At 66.7% G+C, this 17,989-nt stretch carries 15 protein-coding genes; 8 read left to right on the forward strand and 7 right to left on the reverse strand.

The genetic code is table 11. The annotated features are described in order from the left end of the window. Positions 1 to 2: 2 nt before the first annotated feature. The 3 genes from MU856_RS08830 to tpiA form a co-directional block, all read right to left on the reverse strand. Positions 3 to 1,634, reverse strand: coding sequence for a CTP synthase (locus tag MU856_RS08830; protein ID WP_263588914.1), 1,632 nt, complete (start codon positions 1,632 to 1,634; stop codon positions 3 to 5). A 109-nt stretch (positions 1,635 to 1,743) separates the two neighbouring features. Continuing rightward, complete coding sequence (secG, locus tag MU856_RS08835; RefSeq protein ID WP_040589980.1) at positions 1,744 to 2,175, reverse strand: preprotein translocase subunit SecG; 432 nt, start codon at positions 2,173 to 2,175, stop codon at positions 1,744 to 1,746. Between the two features lie 100 nt (positions 2,176 to 2,275). Beyond that, positions 2,276 to 3,028 (reverse strand): triose-phosphate isomerase, encoded by a 753-nt coding sequence (tpiA, locus tag MU856_RS08840; RefSeq protein ID WP_217373539.1) that lies wholly within the window; start codon positions 3,026 to 3,028, stop codon positions 2,276 to 2,278. 180 nt (positions 3,029 to 3,208) lie between these two features. On the opposite strand from tpiA, the gene MU856_RS08845 reads away from it, so the two are divergent. The 6 genes from MU856_RS08845 (at position 3,209) to trpC (ending at position 10,212) form a co-directional block, all read left to right on the forward strand. Further along, on the forward strand, positions 3,209 to 5,155 hold the full coding sequence (locus MU856_RS08845; RefSeq protein WP_263588915.1) for a peptidylprolyl isomerase: 1,947 nt from the start codon (positions 3,209 to 3,211) through the stop codon (positions 5,153 to 5,155). Positions 5,156 to 5,160: 5 nt separating this feature from the next. Beyond that, a complete protein-coding gene (trpE, locus tag MU856_RS08850; protein WP_263588916.1) occupies positions 5,161 to 6,678 on the forward strand; it encodes an anthranilate synthase component I in 1,518 nt (505 codons plus the stop codon). 36 nt (positions 6,679 to 6,714) lie between these two features. Next, the gene (locus MU856_RS08855) at positions 6,715 to 7,776 is read left to right on the forward strand and encodes an alpha/beta fold hydrolase (protein WP_263588917.1); all 1,062 of its coding nucleotides are present in this window, start codon (positions 6,715 to 6,717) and stop codon (positions 7,774 to 7,776) included. A gap of 68 nt (positions 7,777 to 7,844) precedes the next feature. Then, positions 7,845 to 8,435, forward strand: coding sequence for an anthranilate synthase component II (locus MU856_RS08860; protein ID WP_003043867.1), 591 nt, complete (start codon positions 7,845 to 7,847; stop codon positions 8,433 to 8,435). Further along, the gene (gene trpD / locus MU856_RS08865; RefSeq protein ID WP_062902642.1) at positions 8,432 to 9,430 is read left to right on the forward strand and encodes an anthranilate phosphoribosyltransferase; all 999 of its coding nucleotides are present in this window, start codon (positions 8,432 to 8,434) and stop codon (positions 9,428 to 9,430) included. Before MU856_RS08860 ends, trpD begins: the two co-directional genes overlap by 4 nt. After that, positions 9,427 to 10,212 carry an indole-3-glycerol phosphate synthase TrpC gene (trpC, locus tag MU856_RS08870; protein ID WP_263588918.1) on the forward strand — a complete coding sequence of 262 codons (786 nt, stop codon included), beginning with the start codon at positions 9,427 to 9,429 and terminating at the stop codon, positions 10,210 to 10,212. Before trpD ends, trpC begins: the two co-directional genes overlap by 4 nt. Here the strand turns inward: trpC and MU856_RS08875 are convergent. The 3 genes from MU856_RS08875 to MU856_RS08885 are packed head-to-tail and all read right to left on the reverse strand — an operon-like array spanning position 10,209 to position 13,769. Continuing rightward, a complete protein-coding gene (locus MU856_RS08875; RefSeq protein ID WP_217372340.1) occupies positions 10,209 to 11,585 on the reverse strand; it encodes a sensor histidine kinase in 1,377 nt (458 codons plus the stop codon). The two genes, trpC and MU856_RS08875, sit on opposite strands and share 4 nt — an antisense overlap. Then, positions 11,582 to 12,496: a hypothetical protein gene (locus MU856_RS08880; RefSeq protein WP_263588919.1), complete on the reverse strand. Its 915-nt coding sequence runs from the start codon at positions 12,494 to 12,496 to the stop codon at positions 11,582 to 11,584. The genes MU856_RS08875 and MU856_RS08880 overlap by 4 nt, the downstream gene beginning before the upstream one ends. Before the next feature lie 58 nt (positions 12,497 to 12,554). Continuing rightward, positions 12,555 to 13,769, reverse strand: a complete 1,215-nt coding sequence (locus MU856_RS08885; protein ID WP_186402219.1) for a hypothetical protein — start codon at positions 13,767 to 13,769, stop codon at positions 12,555 to 12,557. A gap of 232 nt (positions 13,770 to 14,001) precedes the next feature. Between MU856_RS08885 and gyrA the strand changes: the two genes are divergently transcribed. Next, a complete protein-coding gene (gyrA, locus tag MU856_RS08890; protein WP_263588920.1) occupies positions 14,002 to 16,767 on the forward strand; it encodes a DNA gyrase subunit A in 2,766 nt (921 codons plus the stop codon). Further along, positions 16,764 to 17,072 (forward strand): DUF952 domain-containing protein, encoded by a 309-nt coding sequence (locus MU856_RS08895; protein ID WP_058811416.1) that lies wholly within the window; start codon positions 16,764 to 16,766, stop codon positions 17,070 to 17,072. Before gyrA ends, MU856_RS08895 begins: the two co-directional genes overlap by 4 nt. A 21-nt stretch (positions 17,073 to 17,093) precedes the next feature. On the opposite strand, the gene MU856_RS08900 is transcribed toward MU856_RS08895, so the two are convergent. After that, positions 17,094 to 17,885 carry an SDR family oxidoreductase gene (locus MU856_RS08900; RefSeq protein ID WP_062902648.1) on the reverse strand — a complete coding sequence of 264 codons (792 nt, stop codon included), beginning with the start codon at positions 17,883 to 17,885 and terminating at the stop codon, positions 17,094 to 17,096. Between the last annotated feature and the right edge of the window lie 104 nt (positions 17,886 to 17,989).

Here is a 17,989-nt window from a genome sequence, read left to right on the forward strand (position 1 = left end):
CGTCAGACGAGCCGGCTCTGCTTCACCGCGGCCTTGATGAATCCCTTGAACAGCGGATGCGGATCGAAGGGCTTCGACTTCAGTTCGGGGTGAAACTGCACCCCGATGAACCACGGATGGTCCGGACGTTCGACGATTTCGGGTAACATGCCATCGGGCGACATGCCAGAAAAGACGAGACCGCCGCTTTCGAGCCGGTCGCGATAGGCGCCGTTGACTTCATAACGGTGGCGGTGGCGCTCGCTGATGTCGTTCGCGCCATAGATGGTCGCGACATGGCTGTTGGGCGACAGCTTCGCCTCATAGGCGCCAAGCCGCATCGTCCCCCCAAGATCGGTGTTTGCGCCGCGCTTCTGCAGCCCCTCGGCGCTCATCCATTCGGTGATCAGGCCGACGACGGGTTCGTCGGTCGGGCCGAATTCGGTGCTCGAGGCTTTCTCGATCCCGCTCGTGTTCCGTGCCGCCTCGATGCACGCCATCTGCATGCCGAGGCAGATGCCGAAGAAGGGGACGCCGCGCTCGCGCGCGAATTTGACGCTCTCGATCTTGCCTTCCGAACCGCGCTCGCCGAAGCCGCCGGGCACAAGGATGCCGTGCATCGGCTCGAGCTGCGCAGCGAGATCGTCGCCGCGCTCGAACATTTCGGCGTCGAGCCAGCGGATATTGACCTTCACCCGGTTCGCCATTCCGCCGTGCGCCAACGCCTCGTTGAGCGATTTATAGGCATCGGGCAGCGACACATATTTGCCGACCACCCCGATCGTCACCTCGCCTTCGGGGTGCCGCTTGCGGTCCATGATGTCGTACCAGGCGGTCAGGTCGGGTTCGCGCACGTCGTGCAGGCCAAACGCGCGCAGCACTTCGCTGTCGAGCCCTTCGCCATGATATTGCACCGGCACCGAATAGATCGAGTCGGCGTCGAGCGCCGGGATCACCGCTTCCTTCCTCACGTTGCAGAATTGCGCAATCTTGGCGCGTTCGCCCTCGGGCAGCGGCTTTTCGCAGCGGCAGAGCAGAATGTCGGGCTGGACGCCGAGCGAGGCGAGTTCGCGAACGCTGTGCTGCGTCGGCTTGGTCTTCAATTCGCCTGCTGCGGCAATATACGGCACCAGCGTGACATGCACCGACAGCGTCTTGTCGCGACCCTCTTCGTTGCGAAGCTGACGGATCGCCTCGATGAACGGCAGCGATTCGATATCGCCGACGGTGCCGCCGATCTCGCACAGAACGAAATCGAGATCGTCGGTTTCGGCGCGCGCGAAGGCCTTGATCGCGTCGGTGACGTGCGGGACGACCTGCACGGTCGCGCCCAGATAGTCGCCGCGGCGCTCCTTAGTGATGATGTCGCGATAGATGCGGCCCGAGGTGACATTGTCGCTCTGCCGCGCAGCAACACCGGTAAAGCGTTCATAATGGCCGAGATCGAGGTCGGTTTCGGCCCCGTCGTCGGTCACATAAACCTCGCCGTGCTGATAGGGCGACATCGTGCCCGGATCGACGTTGAGATAGGGATCGAATTTCCGAATGCGGACGCGATAACCCCGCGCCTGCAACAGAGCCGCAAGGCTAGCCGCCATCAAACCTTTGCCAAGGGAGGAGACCACGCCGCCGGTGATAAAAATGAACCGCGCCATGGGAGGAAAGACTTACTCAAAGGGTGGGTGACGGCGCAAGCCGTCGAATCGCATCCCGCGGAAAAAATTCCGCAGCATGCGGGGACGAAGCTGGAAGCCGAGCTTCCGGTTATTTCTTGGCGGGAGCCTGCTCGGCCGGAGCGTTCTGATTTGCAGCGGCGGCGGCGGCGGCAAGCGGATCGTCGCTTACCGGCGCGGCCGGAGCACCTTGAGCGGGCTGCTGCGCCGGGCCGGTCAGCGGCGCTGCGCCCCCGCTCGGCTGCTGCGCGGTCTTCGACAAAGAGGTGTCGAGCGCTGTAGTGCCGGCGCTGCCGACCGACGCCATGGCGGCCAGAACGATCGAAAGGCCGACGAACAGCGTCGCCAGCACGGTCGTCGCGCGGGTCATGAAGTCTGCGGCGCCGCGGGCCGAGAGCAGGCCTGCCGGGCTACCGCCGACACCCAGGCCGCCACCTTCCGACTTCTGCATCAGGATGACGCCGATCATCGCGGCGGCGACGAGCGCCTGAACGACGAGCAGGAAGGTAAAGAGGCTGGACATCGAATTTTCCCGAAAGCGTTGGTTGGCGCCGGATGGGCCGTGCTTGCGGCGCACATAGAGACGAAGCGCCTCCGCTTCAACCCACAGCGTGCGCCGCGCGTCAGCCGAGCGTCGCCGCCGCCGCGACGATCGGCAGGAATTTCTCCGCGGTCAGGCTCGCCCCGCCGACAAGCGCGCCATCGACGTCGCCCGCCCCAAGCAGTTCGGCGGCATTGTCGCCGTTGACCGAACCGCCGTAGAGCAGCCGCATCGCCGCCGCCGCATCGGCACCGACCTGCGCATCGAGCTGCGCGCGGATCGCGCCGTGCATCGCCGCGACATCGCCGACCGTCGGCACCAGTCCGGTACCGATCGCCCAGATGGGTTCATAGGCGATGGCGAGCCGCGCCGGATCGAATTCGGCGGGCAGCGACCCCGCGACCTGCGCCAATACATAGTCGATCGCGCCGCCCGATTCGCGCACGCCGCGCGGTTCGCCAACACAAAGGATCACCGCGAGTCCGGCTGCCATTGCCGCCTCGGCCTTGGCCCGCACATCGACGTCGCTCTCACCAAAACCTTCGCGGCGCTCGCTATGGCCGACGATGACGAGTACGGCCCCGGCATCGGCCAGCATCGGCGCCGACACCGATCCCGTGTAGGCACCCGATGCCGCGCTGTGGCAATCCTGCCCGCCGACCGCCCCGCCCGGCGCCGCCGCCGCCATCGCGGGCACCAGCGTGAAAGGCGGGCACAGGGCGACATCGACCGCACCGTGCGCGCGCGCGCCATCGAATATCGCCCGCGCCTCGTCGATCGAGGCGGCAAGTCCATTCATCTTCCAGTTGCCGACCACATATTTGCGCCGTGCCATCATTTCCTCTCCTGCGATCGAGCCGTTGCGCCGAGCCCTAGCGGCGGTGGGGATCGAAAGGCAAGCCGCGCCTCACCACAGCTAGAAAAGGGGCTTTCCCGCCTTGATGCCCGCCGCCTCCCCGCCTAAAGCAACGCCGAAACCGCGCGCAATGCGCCACGCCGAAAGAAATGCTCCTCCATGATTACCGCAATCCGTCGCCTTTTCGGATCCCGGCTGGGCAAGGCCCTCGCATTGGGCTTCGTCATCCTCATCGGCGTCGGCTTTGCGCTTGCCGATGTGACCGGCAATTCGAGCTTCGGCGGGCTCGGCGGCGCCAATGTCGCGCGGGTGGGCAAGGAGAATATCGGCATTGGCGATCTGCGCGAGCGCGTTCGCAACGCCTATAATCAGGCGCGCCAGCAACAGCCGACGCTAACCATGGCTGCGTTCGTCGAATCGGGCGCGGTCGATCAGGTGCTCGACCAGATGATCGACGGGCTGGCGTTCGAACAATTCGCCGACAAGCTGGGCTTCGGCGTCAGCAAGCGGCAGATCGACGGGCGCATCGCCGATATCCCCGCGTTCGCCGGCGTATCGGGCAAGTTCGACCAGACCCGCTACGAAGCGTTTCTGCGCGAGAATAATCTGAACGAGGCGCAGGTGCGGACCGAGATCAAGCAGCAGTTGCTGCTCGAACAGCTGGGCGCGCCGATCGGCAAACTGCCAACAATCGCGCCGGGCGTTGCCCAGCCCTATGCCGCGCTGCTGCTCGAAAAGCGCGCCGGTCAGGCCGTCTACATCCCCTCTGCGCCCTTCGCGCCGACCGCCGACCCCGGCGATGCCGCGCTCAAGACCTTCCTGTCGCAAAACAAATCCAAATTCACCGTGCCCGAACGCCGCGTACTGCAATATGCGCTGTTCGACCGTAGCGCGGTCCCGGTTCCGGCAGTCACCGACGCCGAGATCGCCGCCGCTTACAAGGCCAATGCCGCCCAATATGCAGCGAGCGAGACGCGGCGCTTTGCGCAGGTCATCGCGCCCGATCAGGCGACCGCCAACAGCATCGCGGCGAAGGCGCGGGGCGGCGCCACATTGTCGGCAGCGGCGCAGGGTTCGGGCCTCGCGGCTTCGACCAGCGGCGAACAGACGCTGGCCGCCTTCACCAGCGCGACGTCGGACGCAATCGCCAAGGCGGCCTTTGCGGCCAAGCGCGGCGAAATCGTCGGGCCGCTGCAGTCCGGGCTTGGCTGGACCGTGCTGCGCGTCGAGGATGTCATTGCCAAGCCCGCGCGCACGCTGGCCGATGCGACCCCCGAAATTCGCGAGGAACTGGCCAAGAACAAGGCGAATGAAGCGATCGTTGATTATTACAACCAGGTCCAGGACGCCGTGAACAGCGGCGCGTCGATCGAGGAGATCGCAGCCGACCGCAAGCTCAAGCTGGTTCAAACGCCCGCCGTCCTGCCGAGCGGCCGCGCGCCGAACGAACCCGGCTTCGCGCTGCCCCCTGAACTCGCGCCGATGGTTGGTCAGGCCTTCCAGGTCGCCGGCGAAGGCGAATCGCAACTTGCAACGCTGGTCGAGAATGAGAAATTCGCGGTTTATTCGGTTAAGTCGGTCGTCGCCGCGGCGCCGCCGCCCTTCGACCAGATCCGCAGCGCCTTGCTCGCCGAATGGCGCCTGTCCGAAGGCCAGAAGGTCGCGCGCGACAAGGCCCGTGCGATCGTGAAGGCGGTCGAAGGCGGCAAGAGCCTGGCCGATGCGACGCGCGCAGCCGGCCCCAATCTGGGCAATGTCCAGACCATCGGCGGGCTGCGCGGCGACATGGGCCGCGATGGCAAGCCGGTGCCGCCCGAACTCGCCCTGCTCTTCTCGATGGCGAAGGGCAGCGTCAAGACGCTCGAAATCCCCGGCAACCGCGGCTGGATGGTCCTGTCGCTGACCGAGGTGAACCGCCCCGATCCCAAGCAGATCGAACCCGCGCGCATCGCCGCGATGGCGCAGCCGCTGTCGCAGGCCTTCGGCAACGAACTGGTCGAACAGCTCGCTGCCGAGGCGAAGCGCCGCATCGGCGTGAAGATCAACAAGGATCTCGTCACCCAGCTCACCAGGGAGCTGACCGGCGCGTCGCCGGTCGGCGAATAACCCCGGTGGCGCTGGAAGGCAGGGCCGCCGCGCTCGAAGCGCTGGCCGCAGGGCGCGGCGCCGTCGTCTGGCAACGGATGATTGCCGACGTCGAAACCCCGGTATCGGCGGCGCTCAAACTTATCGAGCCCGGCCGCGGCGACTGGGTGCTCGAATCGGTTGAAAGCGGCGAGACGCGCGGACGCTACAGCCTGATCGGCCTCGACCCCGACCTGCTTTTCGAAGTCACCGGCGACACGGCGCGGATCAACCGCGACTGGCGCCATGACCGCGAGGCCTTTCGCCCGGTCGAGGCGGGGGCGCTGCAAGCACTACGCGATCTGGTCGCCGAATGTCGCTTCGACGTTCCCGAAGCGCTGCCGAAGGCGCTTGCGACGCTCGTCGGCTTCTTCGCCTATGAGACGATCGGGCTTGTCGAGCGCATCCCGCGCGCCGCGGGGGCCGGGCTCGACCTGCCCGATATGGTGTTCGTGCGCCCGACGACGATCCTCGTCTTCGACCGCTTGGCCGACGAGCTGTTCCTGATCGCGCCGATCTGGCCCGATCCCGACGCGCCGATCGACCGGATGATCGAGGGCGCGCAGGACCGGCTCGACACCATTGCGGCCCGCCTGTCGAGCGCGAACGCGCACAGCGCGAAGGCAGAAACGGCACTGACCCCCGACATGGTCGCGGCGCAGCCGGCAACGACGCCCGAGCGCTTCGCCGAAATGGTCGCGGCGGCGAAGGAATATATCGCGGCGGGCGACATTTTTCAGGTGGTGCTGTCGCAGCGTTTCTCGACACCTTTCGACCTGCCTCCCTTCGATCTCTACCGGGCGTTGCGGCGCATCAACCCCTCGCCCTTCCTCTATTTCCTCGACCTGCCGGGCTTTGCGCTGATTGGTTCATCGCCCGAGATATTGGTGCGCGTGCGCGATGGCGAGATCACCATTCGCCCGATCGCGGGCACGCGACCGCGCGGCCGGACCAGCGCCGAGGATGCCGAAAATCGCGAAAGCCTGCTCGCCGACCCCAAGGAGCGCGCCGAGCATCTGATGCTGCTCGATCTTGGCCGCAACGATGTCGGCCGCGCCGCGGTCGGCGGCAGCGTGACGGTCACCGACAGCTATACCGTCGAATTCTACAGCCATGTGATGCACATCGTGTCGAACGTCATCGGCCGCATCGCGCCCGACAAGGATGCGATCGACGCGCTGTTCGCGGGCTTTCCGGCGGGAACCGTCAGCGGCGCGCCCAAGGTGCGCGCGTGCCAGATCATCGCCGAACTCGAGGCCGAAGCGCGCGGGCCCTATGCCGGCGGCGTCGGCTATTTCGCGCCCGACGGCAATATGGACAGCTGCATCGTGCTGCGTACCGCGATCGTGCAGGACGGGACGATGTACGCGCAGGCTGGCGCGGGCATCGTCGCCGACAGCGATTCCGCCTATGAACAGCGCGAATGCGAGGCCAAAGCGGGCGCGCTGTTCGCCGCCGCGCGCGAGGCGGTGAAGCTGGCCGGCACGCCGGGTTACGGACAATAGCTTGACCGGCGGGTGCGGTGCGTTAGCGTCGCGCTCATGCTGAAACGCCTCCTCCCGCTCGCCCTGCTGCTCGCCGCTTTTCCCGCTCAGGCCCAGATGGTCGAGGGCGCGACCGACGGCGATGCAATACTGAAGGATTTCACCTTCCGTTCGGGCGAAAAACTACCCGAACTCAAGATGCATTATACGACGCTCGGCAAGCCGCAGCGCGACGCGACCGGCGCAATCGTCAATGCGGTGATGATCCTCCACGGCACCGGCGGCACGGGAAAACAATTTCTCCAGCCCCAATTTGCGGGCGAATTATTCGGTCCCGGCCAACCGCTCGACACCGCAAAATATTACATCATCCTGCCCGACAATATCGGTCATGGCGGATCGTCGAAGCCGAGCGACGGGATGCGCATGGCTTTTCCCAGATATGACTATGACGACATGGTGGCGGCGCAGCACCGGCTGCTCACCGAAAAGCTGGGAATCGGCGAGCTCCAGCTCATCCTCGGCACCTCGATGGGGTGCATGCACGCCTTTGTCTGGGGCGAAAGCTGGCCGGGCTTTGCAAAACGGCTCGCGCCCTTCGCTTGGCTGCCCGTCGAAATAGCGGGCGAAAACCGGATGTGGCGGACGCTGATCATCGATGCGATCAAGGCCGACCCGGAGTGGAACGGAGGCAATTACGCGCAGCAGCCTGCCGCGGGTCTGCGGACCGCCGCCTCGATCGGCCTGATTGCGGGATCGAACCCCTATGCGCTGCAGGCGCAATATCCGACCCGCGCCGCCGCCGAAGCCTATAAGGATGCCGCCTTTGCGCGCAGCTATGGCCGCAACGATGCCAATGACGTTATTTATCAGTTCGATGCCTCGCGAACCTATAATCCCTGGGCGGGGATCGAAAAGATCGACGTGCCCCTTTTGTGGGTCAATTCGGCCGACGATTTCATCAATCCGCCGGGCTATGGCATCGCCGAAAAGGCGGCCGCGCGCATGCCCAGGGCCCGCTATGTCCTGATCCCCGCGTCACCCGAAACCAAGGGGCACGGCACGCATAGCTGGGCGAAATTCTGGAAGGATGATCTCGCGAAGCTGATGGCCGAATAAAGCCCGCTTTGGAGCCGCCGAAGCTTCTATCCCTTCCCCCCGCTACGCAAAAGCATTAGGGCCGCGCCATGATCCTGGTCATCGACAATTACGACAGCTTCACCTTCAACCTCGTTCATTATCTGATCGAGCTCGGCGCCGAGGTGCGCGTGGTGCGCAACGACGATCTGACCGCCGCCGAGGCGCTGGCGACCGGGGCCGAAGCGATGCTGATCTCGCCGGGGCCGTGCACGCCGAACGAAGCCGGGATCAGTCTCGACCTCGTTGCCGCCTGCGCCGCCGCGCGGCGACCGCTGCTCGGCGTCTGCCTGGGGCATCAGGCGATCGGCCAGCATTTCGGCGCGACCGTCCAGCGCGGGCATCTGATGCACGGCAAGACCTCGCCGGTCTGCCACGATGGCACGGGACTGTTCGCCGGCCTGCCCTCGCCCTTCACCGCGACCCGTTATCACAGCCTCGAGGTCGTCGACATTCCCGACTGCCTCGCGATCAATGCGACGAGCGACGATGGGGCGGTGATGGGGTTCCGGCACGTCGACCTGCCGATCCACAGCGTGCAATTCCACCCCGAAAGCATCGCGACCGAGCATGGTCATGCGATGCTCGCCAACTTTCTCACGATCGCCGGGCTGCCGGTTCGCGCCCGCCAGGCGGCATGAGCCGCTTCGGTCCCTTTCCCGACCCGACGGGACAGCTCGCGCCCGATGAGGCGGCGCGCGCGTTTGCGACGATGCTCGATGGCGGCGGCAGCGACGAGGAGGTCGCGGCCTTTCTGGTTGCGCTGTCCGAGCGCGGCGAGACGACGGTCGAAATCGTGGCCGCCGCGCAGGCGATGCGCGACCGGCTGATCCCGATCGCCGCGCCCGAGGGCGCCATCGACGTCTGCGGCACCGGCGGCGACGGCCACCACACGCTCAACGTCTCCACCGCCGTATCGCTGGTCGTTGCAGCATGCGAAGTACCCGTTGCAAAGCACGGAAATCGCGCGGCTTCGTCAAAGGCAGGTGCCGCCGACACGCTCGAGGCGCTCGGCCTCGACATGGCGCGCGCGGGCCGGATGGCCGAGGCCCAGCTCGCCGACCTTGGCATCTGCTTTCTGTTCGCGGCGAACCACCATCCCGCGATGGCGCGCATCCAGCCGATCCGCAAAGCGATCGGCCGCCGCACCATCTTCAACCTGATGGGGCCGCTCGCCAATCCGGCGCGCGTCACGCGCCAGCTCGTCGGCATCGCGCGTCCCGCCTATGTCCCTGTCTATGCCGGCGCGCTGCACCAGCTTGGCACCGATCATTCGCGGGTCGTCTCGGGCGACGAGGGGCTCGACGAACTGTCGCTCGCGGGCGGCAACGAGGTGGCGGTGGTCACACGCGCCGGGGTGCAGATGCAGCGCAGCAGCGCCGCCGACGCCGGACTGCCGACGCATCCGATTGCGGCGATCCGTGGCGGTGACGCAAGCTATAATGCCAAGGCGCTGCGCGCGCTGCTCCAGGGAGAACCCGGCGCCTATCGCGATGCCGTTCTCTACAATGCCGCCGAAGCGCTCATGGTCGCGGGCGCGGTCAACACGCTGGCGGACGGGGTCGAGGAGGCCGCCGAAGCCATCGAAAAGGGGCTCGCCAACGCGCTGCTCAACTGCTGGATCGCGTATAAATGAACAAGCTCACCCAGATCCTCGAAACCAAGGCCGGCGAAGTCGCCGCGCGCCGTGCGCAGCGCACGCTCGCCGATCTCGATGCCGTCGATGCCGGGCCTGTGCGCGGCTTTGCCGCCGCGCTGCGCCGCAAGATCGACGCGGGCGGCTACGGCCTGATTGCCGAAGTCAAGAAAGCATCGCCGTCCAAAGGGCTGATCCGCGAAGATTTTTCTCCCGCCGACCATGCCCGCGCCTATGCCGCCGGCGGCGCGGGCTGCCTGTCGGTGCTGACCGACGCCCCCTATTTTCAGGGGCATGAGGATTATCTGATCGCCGCGCGCGCGGCCTGCCCGCTACCCGTGCTGCGCAAGGATTTCATGATCGATCCGTGGCAGGTCGCCGAAGCGCGCGCGATCGGCGCCGATGCAATCCTGATCATCGTCGCGGCGCTCGATGACGGCGCGATGCGCGAGATCGAGGCGGCGGCGGTCGAACGCGGCATGGACGTGCTCGTTGAAGTGCATGACGAGGCCGAACTCGACCGCGCGTTGACGCAGCTCAGGTCGCGGCTCATCGGCGTCAACAATCGCGACTTGCGCAGCTTCGAAACCGATCTTGGCGTCACCGAACGGCTGGCGAAACTTGTTCCCGCCGGAACCCTGCTCGTCGGCGAAAGCGGCATCGCGAGCCACGCCGATTGCGCACGGCTTGCGCAGAGCGGCGTTCGCGCCTTTCTGGTCGGGGAAAGCCTGATGCGCCACGCCGATGTCGAAGCGGCGACGAGGGCGCTGCTGCTCGGCTAAGCTTCGCGCGCGGGCAGGCTCAAGGTGAAGCGGGCGCCCTGGCCGGGGGCGCTGTCGACGGTGAGGTCGCCGCCCATCGCGCGCGCCAGGCGGCGCGCAATATAGAGGCCAAGCCCCGATCCGCCGCTGTCGGTGCGGCCAAGCCGTTCGAATTTTTCGAACACCACCGCCTGCTGGTCGGTGGCAATCCCCTGCCCCTGATCGGCGACCGTCACCATGGCGCGGTCGCCTTCGCGGTCGACGCGAATCCAGATTTGCGACTGTTCGGGCGAATAGCGGATCGCATTGCCGAGCAGATTGAGCAGCACCTGAAGCACGCGGCGGAACTCGCCATAGGCGGGCATCCGGTCGTCGGTACGCGGCGCGTCGATACGGATACCCTTTTCCTCGGCTTTCATGCCGAGCAGGCCGACTGCGCGGCGCGCCAGATCGCCCAGGTCGATTTCATCGCGCGCCGCCTTGAACCCCGGGCGTTCGATATTCTGCAAGTCGGCAAGATCGTCGACGAGGCCGAGCAGGTGCCGGCCCGCATGCGCGATATCGCCAGCATAACGGGCATAGTCGGCGCGGATCGGGCCGTCGAACTGGCCATGGATCGTCTCCGCAGTCGCGATGATGCGGCTGAGCGGACCGCGCAGCGCGCCGTCGATCCGCCGCCCGAATTGCGGATCCGACAGCGGCAGCGAGCCGAAGGCGGGATCGATGGTGCCGGACGTCGGCGCAGCGCCCGCCGTTTCGGGATCGCGTGTCGCCATGCCGCGAAAACCGGTAAAGCCCCCCGCCGCGTCGAAGAGCGCCTCGCCCGCCACGGTCATCGTCAGCGGCGCGCCGCCGATCTCGACGCGAACGCGCTGGCCTTCGAAGCTTGCCTGCCGCGCAAGCGCGCGCAGCACCGCAAAGCGCCCGTCGGCATCGGGCTGAAGCTCGAACAATTCGGACAGCGACCGCCCCTCCCAACCGGCGGGGATCGACGGAGCCTCCGCCCCGGCGCGCAGCGCCACGACGCGCAGATGCTGGTCGCATTCCCACGCCCATCCGTGCGGAACAATTCCCACGTCAGCGACCGGCGGCGTCTGCGGCATCACGACCGGGCGTGTGCGCCAGTCGCTGATCTCGATCGCCGCGCCATCGGCATCGGGGGCAATGCGCACCAGCGCATGAATGTCGCTATGATCGTCCGCGGCATAGAGCGGCCGGCTGATGTCGCGCTGGAGCCGCTGCGCCAGCGCGACGAGCCGCGCGAGCTGCGGCAGCGCCAGCGGACGGCCAAGCCCCGCCCCGGCGCGCTGTTGCAGGCGGAGCAGCGACGGATCGGCGCTGACGAGCGCCCCGCTGGCGTCGACGCGGCCGCGAATGATGCGTTCGCCGCTCATACCGCGGTCCCTGAACCGGCATCATCGCCGGCCAGCGCCCGCGCCGGCAGCATCGCGAGCGACGCCTCGAGCGGCGCCAGCGCAGCCGAATCGAGCCGCAACGGTGCAAGAAGGACCGGCAGTGCGGCCGCCTCGGCAGTGATCAGCGCCAGTGCCATGTCGGCATAGCGCCGTTTGCCCGCCGCCGCGGCCAGCGCAACAAGCGTCGGCCAGTCGTTTCGCGCGATGGCTCCCGCCGCCACTGCGGACAAATCTCCATTCGCGATCAGTAGGGCGTGATAAGCCTTTGCTTCGGCGTCGATTCCTATGGCACTCTGCTGTGCCTCGCCGGTCGTCCTTACCGCGTCGCCGAGCGCCGCCGCGCGATCGCCGTCGCCTTCGTCCCGCGCCAGCCACCACGCCGCAATATCGAGCAGCAGCGCGCGGAGCAGGTCGGGATCGAGATCGGCGACCGCGATCGCCGGGTTTCCGAGCGCGTCAAAGCGGCGCCCGTCCGCAATCCGCAGCGCAAGAAAGGCCCGATCGGTATCGCTGAGCTCGCTTTCGTCCGCAGCCGGCCCAGCCTCAGCGGTTTCGGCTGCGCCCGGCGACACCGTCGGCGCGCGCTGCGCCGATTGCTGCCGCCAGCGATGTTCTTCGGCGCGCGCGAAACAGGCCCGGGCCAGTCGCTCGGCCGAGGGAATTCCGCCCGCAAGCCAGTCGTCCCACAGCGCCGCGCCATCGATCCCGACATCGAGTTCAGCCGCCAGCGTCGTGACGAGCCGCCGGGCAATTCCCAGCGACAGCGCGCGCTGTTCCTCGGTCAGATGCCCCGCGGTCGGCGCCGCCAGATAGGCTGCCAGTTCGCGCAGCCGCGCCGACAGCGTCGGCGACGGCAGATCGAGACCGGTCGAGGGGAAGGATTCAGCCATGCACGCTCGCGGATAGCAGCATGTCGTTAATAGGCATTAAACCTTGAAGGCCTTTGTTCTACTTGGCCTCCGGTCGCCGCGCGAGGCGCATCCAGAGCAAAATCTGGAACAGCGCCAACAGCGGAAGGATCGCGAACATCAGCGGCGCCGCGCCGAAAACCAGCGCGGGGGCGAGCATGATCCATGCCTGATCGGCGTCGGGAAGCAGCCAGTGAAAGCGCCGCTTTTCACCCGCATCCTCATAGAGCAGGCGCGCGAGCAGGATCGTCGCGGCAAGGCATGGTGCAAGCGCCGCTTCCGAAAAGCGCGGCATCGCGTGCCCCGCCCCGCCGAGCGAGAGCAGCCAGGGAAAGGCCGCCAGCAACAGCCACGCAAAACTCCGGATGGTCGCGCGTACACGGTCGTGCGCCGCGCTCTGGGCGCGAAAGGAGGCAAGAAAGCGCATCGCGGCCAGGCAGAGGCCGCCGAACACCGCGACGAGCGCCCCCGCCGCCGCCAGCCCGCTCGCGGCGAGCAGCGCAACGCCGATCCAGAGCAGCGCGGTGACATAGGGCAGATAGCGCGCAGTTTTCGGCGATCGCACGAGCAGCGGCCCCGCAAGCCGGATCAACGGCATCATGACCGCCGAGCGGCCGAGCCCCATGCCGCCATAATCGACCTGTTGCAGGCTCGATTGCTCGATCAGCGCTGCCGTCGGCCGGTCGGTGACGATCGCGATGTCGCCCTGTTCGAACAGCGCGGGTTCGCAATAGAGGCGGCGCGCGCCGGTCTGCACCGCCATGCGCAGCAGCGTCAGCATTACGTCCCACTCGCCGGGCATCTCGGCGAGATCGCGCACCATCGCATCCGAAATACAGGCAAGCCCGCCCCAGCGCCGGGTCGCGTCGATGCGTTCGAACCCCTGCGTCAGCAGCGTATCGGCGGTGACGAGGATCGCCGGCGAACCGGGCTTGGCGATCGCGGCATAATGGGCGCTGCCCGCGCGCAAACCGTCGGCGACGAGGATGATGCGATCGTCGCCCTCGACCAGCGCCATCAGGTCGCTCGCCTCGCGCACCGGCGTCACCTTCATCCCGCGGCGGCGGATCCGGTCGCACGTTGCCAGCAGGTCGGCCGGCACCGCCGCGACGGCCACGGCGATATGCGTGACCCCGACGTCGGCAAGCCGCGCCGCCTGCCGCTCGATCAGTGTCTCGCCCGCAATCGCGACGAGCGCGCGCAGGCCGCCGTCGGGCAGCATTTCGCTGGCGCCGACCAGCGCGATCAAGGCCATCGGCGCCCCCCATTTGCAGCACAGCTCATCGCCGCCGACCTTTAGGCGCGAAGGATCGATTGGCAAGCGATCATCTGCGCAAGCACCGCTATGACGTCATCCTTCCCGCCCCGCGCAAAAACGTTGCCGAGCCACGAAAAAATCACGCTGAAAGGCACCGAATCGCTGGCAAAGACACCGGTCATGGGCTAGGCCCGGAGCATCTCCCGATAGCGCAACAGAAGGCCGGGCTTTGACCGAAGAAAATACGCATTTGCCGCCGTCCGACGACGGCATTTCGCCGATCAACATCGTCGACGAAATGAAGACGTCTTACCTCGATTACGCGATGAGCGTAATCGTCAGCCGCGCGCTGCCCGACGTGCGCGACGGGTTGAAGCCGGTGCATCGCCGCATCCTCTACGCGGCGCAGGAAGGCGGCTTCATTCCCGGCCGCCCCTACAAGAAATCGGCGAAAATCGTTGGCGACGTCATGGGTAACTACCACCCGCACGGCGACAGAGCGATCTACGACGCTCTCGCCCGCATGACGCAGGACTGGTCGCTCCGCGTGCCGCTGATCGACGGCCAGGGCAATTTCGGCTCGATGGACCCCGATCCGCCGGCGTCGATGCGCTATACCGAAGCGCGCCTTGCCAAGACCGCGATGGTGCTGCTGAACGACCTCGACAAGGATACCGTCGACTTCCAGCCCAACTACGACGCGAGCCGCGAAGAGCCGACGGTGCTCCCGGCGCGTTTCCCGAACCTTCTCGTCAACGGCGCGGGCGGCATCGCGGTCGGCATGGCGACCAACATCCCGCCGCACAATCTTGGCGAAGTCGTCGATGCGACGCTCGCGATGATCGACCGCCAGCTCGAGGGCGGTCCGGACATCACCCTCGAAGAACTGATGGCGATCGTCCCTGGCCCCGATTTCCCGACCGGCGCGATGATGCTCGGCCAGGGCGGCGCGCGCAACGCCTATGCCACCGGCCGCGGCTCGATCATGATGCGTGCGACGCATATCATCGAGGAAGGCAGGAACGACCGCCAATCGATAGTTCTGACGTCCATTCCTTTTCAGGTCGGCAAGTCCGGACTCGTCGAGAAGATCGCCGAGGCGGCGCGCGACAAGCGCATCGAGGGCGTCGCCGACATCCGCGACGAATCGAACCGCGAGGGCGTTCGCGTCGTTATCGAGCTGAAGCGCGACGCCACCGCCGAGGTCGTCCTGAACCAGCTCTGGCGCCACACCCCGGCGCAGTCGAGCTTCCCCGCGAACATGCTCGCGATCCGTGGCGGCCGCCCTGAAATGATGGGGCTGAAGGATATTCTTTCGGCCTTCATCGCCTTCCGCGAAGAGGTCATCACCCGCCGCTGCAAATTCGAACTCGCCAAGGCGCGCGACCGGGCGCACATCTTGCTCGGCCTTGTCGTCGCGGTCAGCAATCTCGACGAGGTTGTGCGCATCATCCGCGGCTCGAACTCGCCCGCAGCGGCCCGCGAAGCGCTGCTCGCGCGCGAATGGCCGATCGGCGAAATCGCGCCCTATATCCGCCTCGTCGAAGCGATCGAGGGCGAGATGGAGGACACCGCGACCTATCGTCTTTCCGAAATACAGGTGAAGGCGATCCTTGACCTCCGCCTGCATCGTCTGACCGCACTCGGTCGTGACGAAATCGGCAAGGAACTCGGCGAGTTGGCGAGCGAGATTGAGGAACTGCTTTCGATCCTCGCCGACCGCGTCAAACTCTATGGCGTGATGCGGGAAGAGCTGGTCGCGGTGCGCGACGAATTCGCCACCCCGCGCAAGACGCTCGTCGCCCCCGCCGCCGATGGCATCGACGACGAGGATCTGATCGAGCGCGAGGAGATGGTCGTTACCGTCACCCTCGACGGCTATATCAAGCGCACCCCGCTCGACACCTTTCGCGCCCAGCGTCGCGGCGGCAAGGGCCGCGCCGGCATGGCGACGAAGGACGAGGATGTCGTCACCGAATTGTTCGTCACCTCGACGCACACGCCGGTGCTGTTCTTCTCCACCGCGGGCAAGGTCTATCGCATGAAGGTATGGCGCCTGCCCGAAGGCGGGCCGGCCACGCGCGGCCGACCTATGATCAACCTGCTCCCGCTGGCGCAGGGCGAGACGATCTCGACCGTCCTCCCATTGCCCGAGGACGAGGGTGAATGGGGCAAGCTCCACGTCATGTTCGCGACCGCGAAGGGGAGCGTGCGTCGCAACAGCATGGACGCTTTCACCAACGTTCCGTCGAACGGCAAAATCGCGATGAAGTTCGAAGGCGAGGACGAAGACGACCGCTTGATCGGCGTCGCGCTGCTGGACGAAAGCGACGATGTGCTGCTCGCGACGCGGCAAGGCAAGGCGATCCGCTTCGCCGGTGACGATGTGCGCGAATTCCAGAGCCGTAATTCGACCGGCGTGCGCGGTATGCGTCTGGCCGACGGCGACGAGGTGATCTCGCTCTCGATCCTCCACCGCGTCGGCACCAGCAGCGAGGAGCGCGAAGCCTATCTGCGCGCCGCCCCGTGGAAAGACAATGAAAACGCGCCGACGCTGCCGGCCGACCGGATGGACGAGCTCGCCGCACGCGAACAGTTCATCCTGACGATCTGCGCCAACGGCTATGGCAAGCTGTCCTCCGCCTATGAATATCGCCGCACCGGTCGCGGCGGCCAGGGGATCACCAATATCGACAATATCGGCCGCAACGGCCCCGTCGTGGCGAGCTTCCCGGCAACGCAGGCGCATCAGCTGATGCTCGTGACCGATCAGGCGAAGCTCATTCGCATGGGGCTCGACAGCCTGCGCGTCATCGGCCGCGGATCGGCGGGCGTGCGGCTGTTCGACGTTGCCAAGGACGAACATGTCGTATCGGCGGCGCTGATCGAGGATAGCGAGGACGAAGCACTCGATGCGGCCGACGCCCCGGCGGAGGCAACGGAAGCGGTCGCCGGCGGGACCACCGACGCGGGACCGGACGGCGCCGGCGAATGACCGCCGGCACCGCCTTCAAGGTGCTGACCGCCGACCAGTGGATGGATTTCGAGCGCGAAGGCCTGTTCCACGGCGCCCCCGTGGACCATGCCGACGGCTATATCCACATGTCGACCGCCGAGCAGCTTGCCGAAACGCTCGCCAAACATTTTGCCGGGCAGCAGGGGCTGGTGATCGCCGAGGTCGACCTCGCGCAGCTCGGCAAGGCGGTGCGCTGGGAAGAGTCGCGCGGCGGCCAGCTTTTCCCACACCTGTACGGCACGTTGCCGATGACGGCGGTCATCCGGGTCGAGAGCCGCGACTGACGGCAGCGCTCGCGGCGAGCCTCAGGCCATGCCGCGCGCCAGGTCGAGCCGCGATGCGTCGCCCACCTGGCTACCGCCATCGCAGTCGAGGATCGTTCCGGTGATATAGCTCGCGGCGGGCGAGCAGAGGAAAACCGCCGATTCGGCGACCTCCGAAACCTTGCCCCAGCGCTTCATCGCGATGCGGGCATAATGCGCCTCGCGCGTCGCGTCGTCGGGCGCGAGCCGTTTCATGCCCTCGGTGTCGGCGATCGGTCCCGGCGAGATGCCGTTGACGCGCACATCGGGGCCCCATTCGAGCGCCAGCACCCGCACGAGCTGGTTGATCCCCGCCTTCGCCGCACAGGCATGCGCCTGCAGCGCCGAGGCATTGACCGCCTGCCCTGCGGTGATCGCGATCAGCGAGGCACCCGGCTTGTTGAGCAGATCGTGGCAGCCCCGAAACACGTTGAAGGTGCCATTGAGATCGATATCGACCACGGTGCGAAAGGCGTTGGCCGACATGCCGAGCACCGGCGCGAGGAAATTGCCCGCGGCGCCCGATATGACGATGTCCATCGGGCCGAACTTGTCCGCGACCGTCTCCATCACCCCGCGAATCGCGCCATAATCGCGCACATCGCCCGACAGCCCGATCGCGTCATGGCCGATTTCGTCGGCGGCGCGGCGCGCCTTGTCGGGATCGCGCCCCGCGACGGCAACGCGCGCGCCCAATTCGGCAAAACGCTTGGCAATGCCAAGGTTGATGCCGCTCGTGCCGCCCGCGACGAAAGCGGTCTTGCCGGCGAGCAGATTGTCGCGAAAACTGGTCATGGCCTCACTCTTCCCTTCGCTGTTTCAGCGCCTTCGCCCCGCGCCGCCGCCCCATGCGGGGTTGACGGATCGGATTCGGTCGCCTTTTGAAACGCAACCAGACA

The sequence above is a fragment of the Sphingopyxis sp. GC21 genome (genome assembly GCF_025727575.1).
In the GTDB taxonomy this organism is placed as follows: domain Bacteria; phylum Pseudomonadota; class Alphaproteobacteria; order Sphingomonadales; family Sphingomonadaceae; genus Sphingopyxis; species Sphingopyxis terrae_A.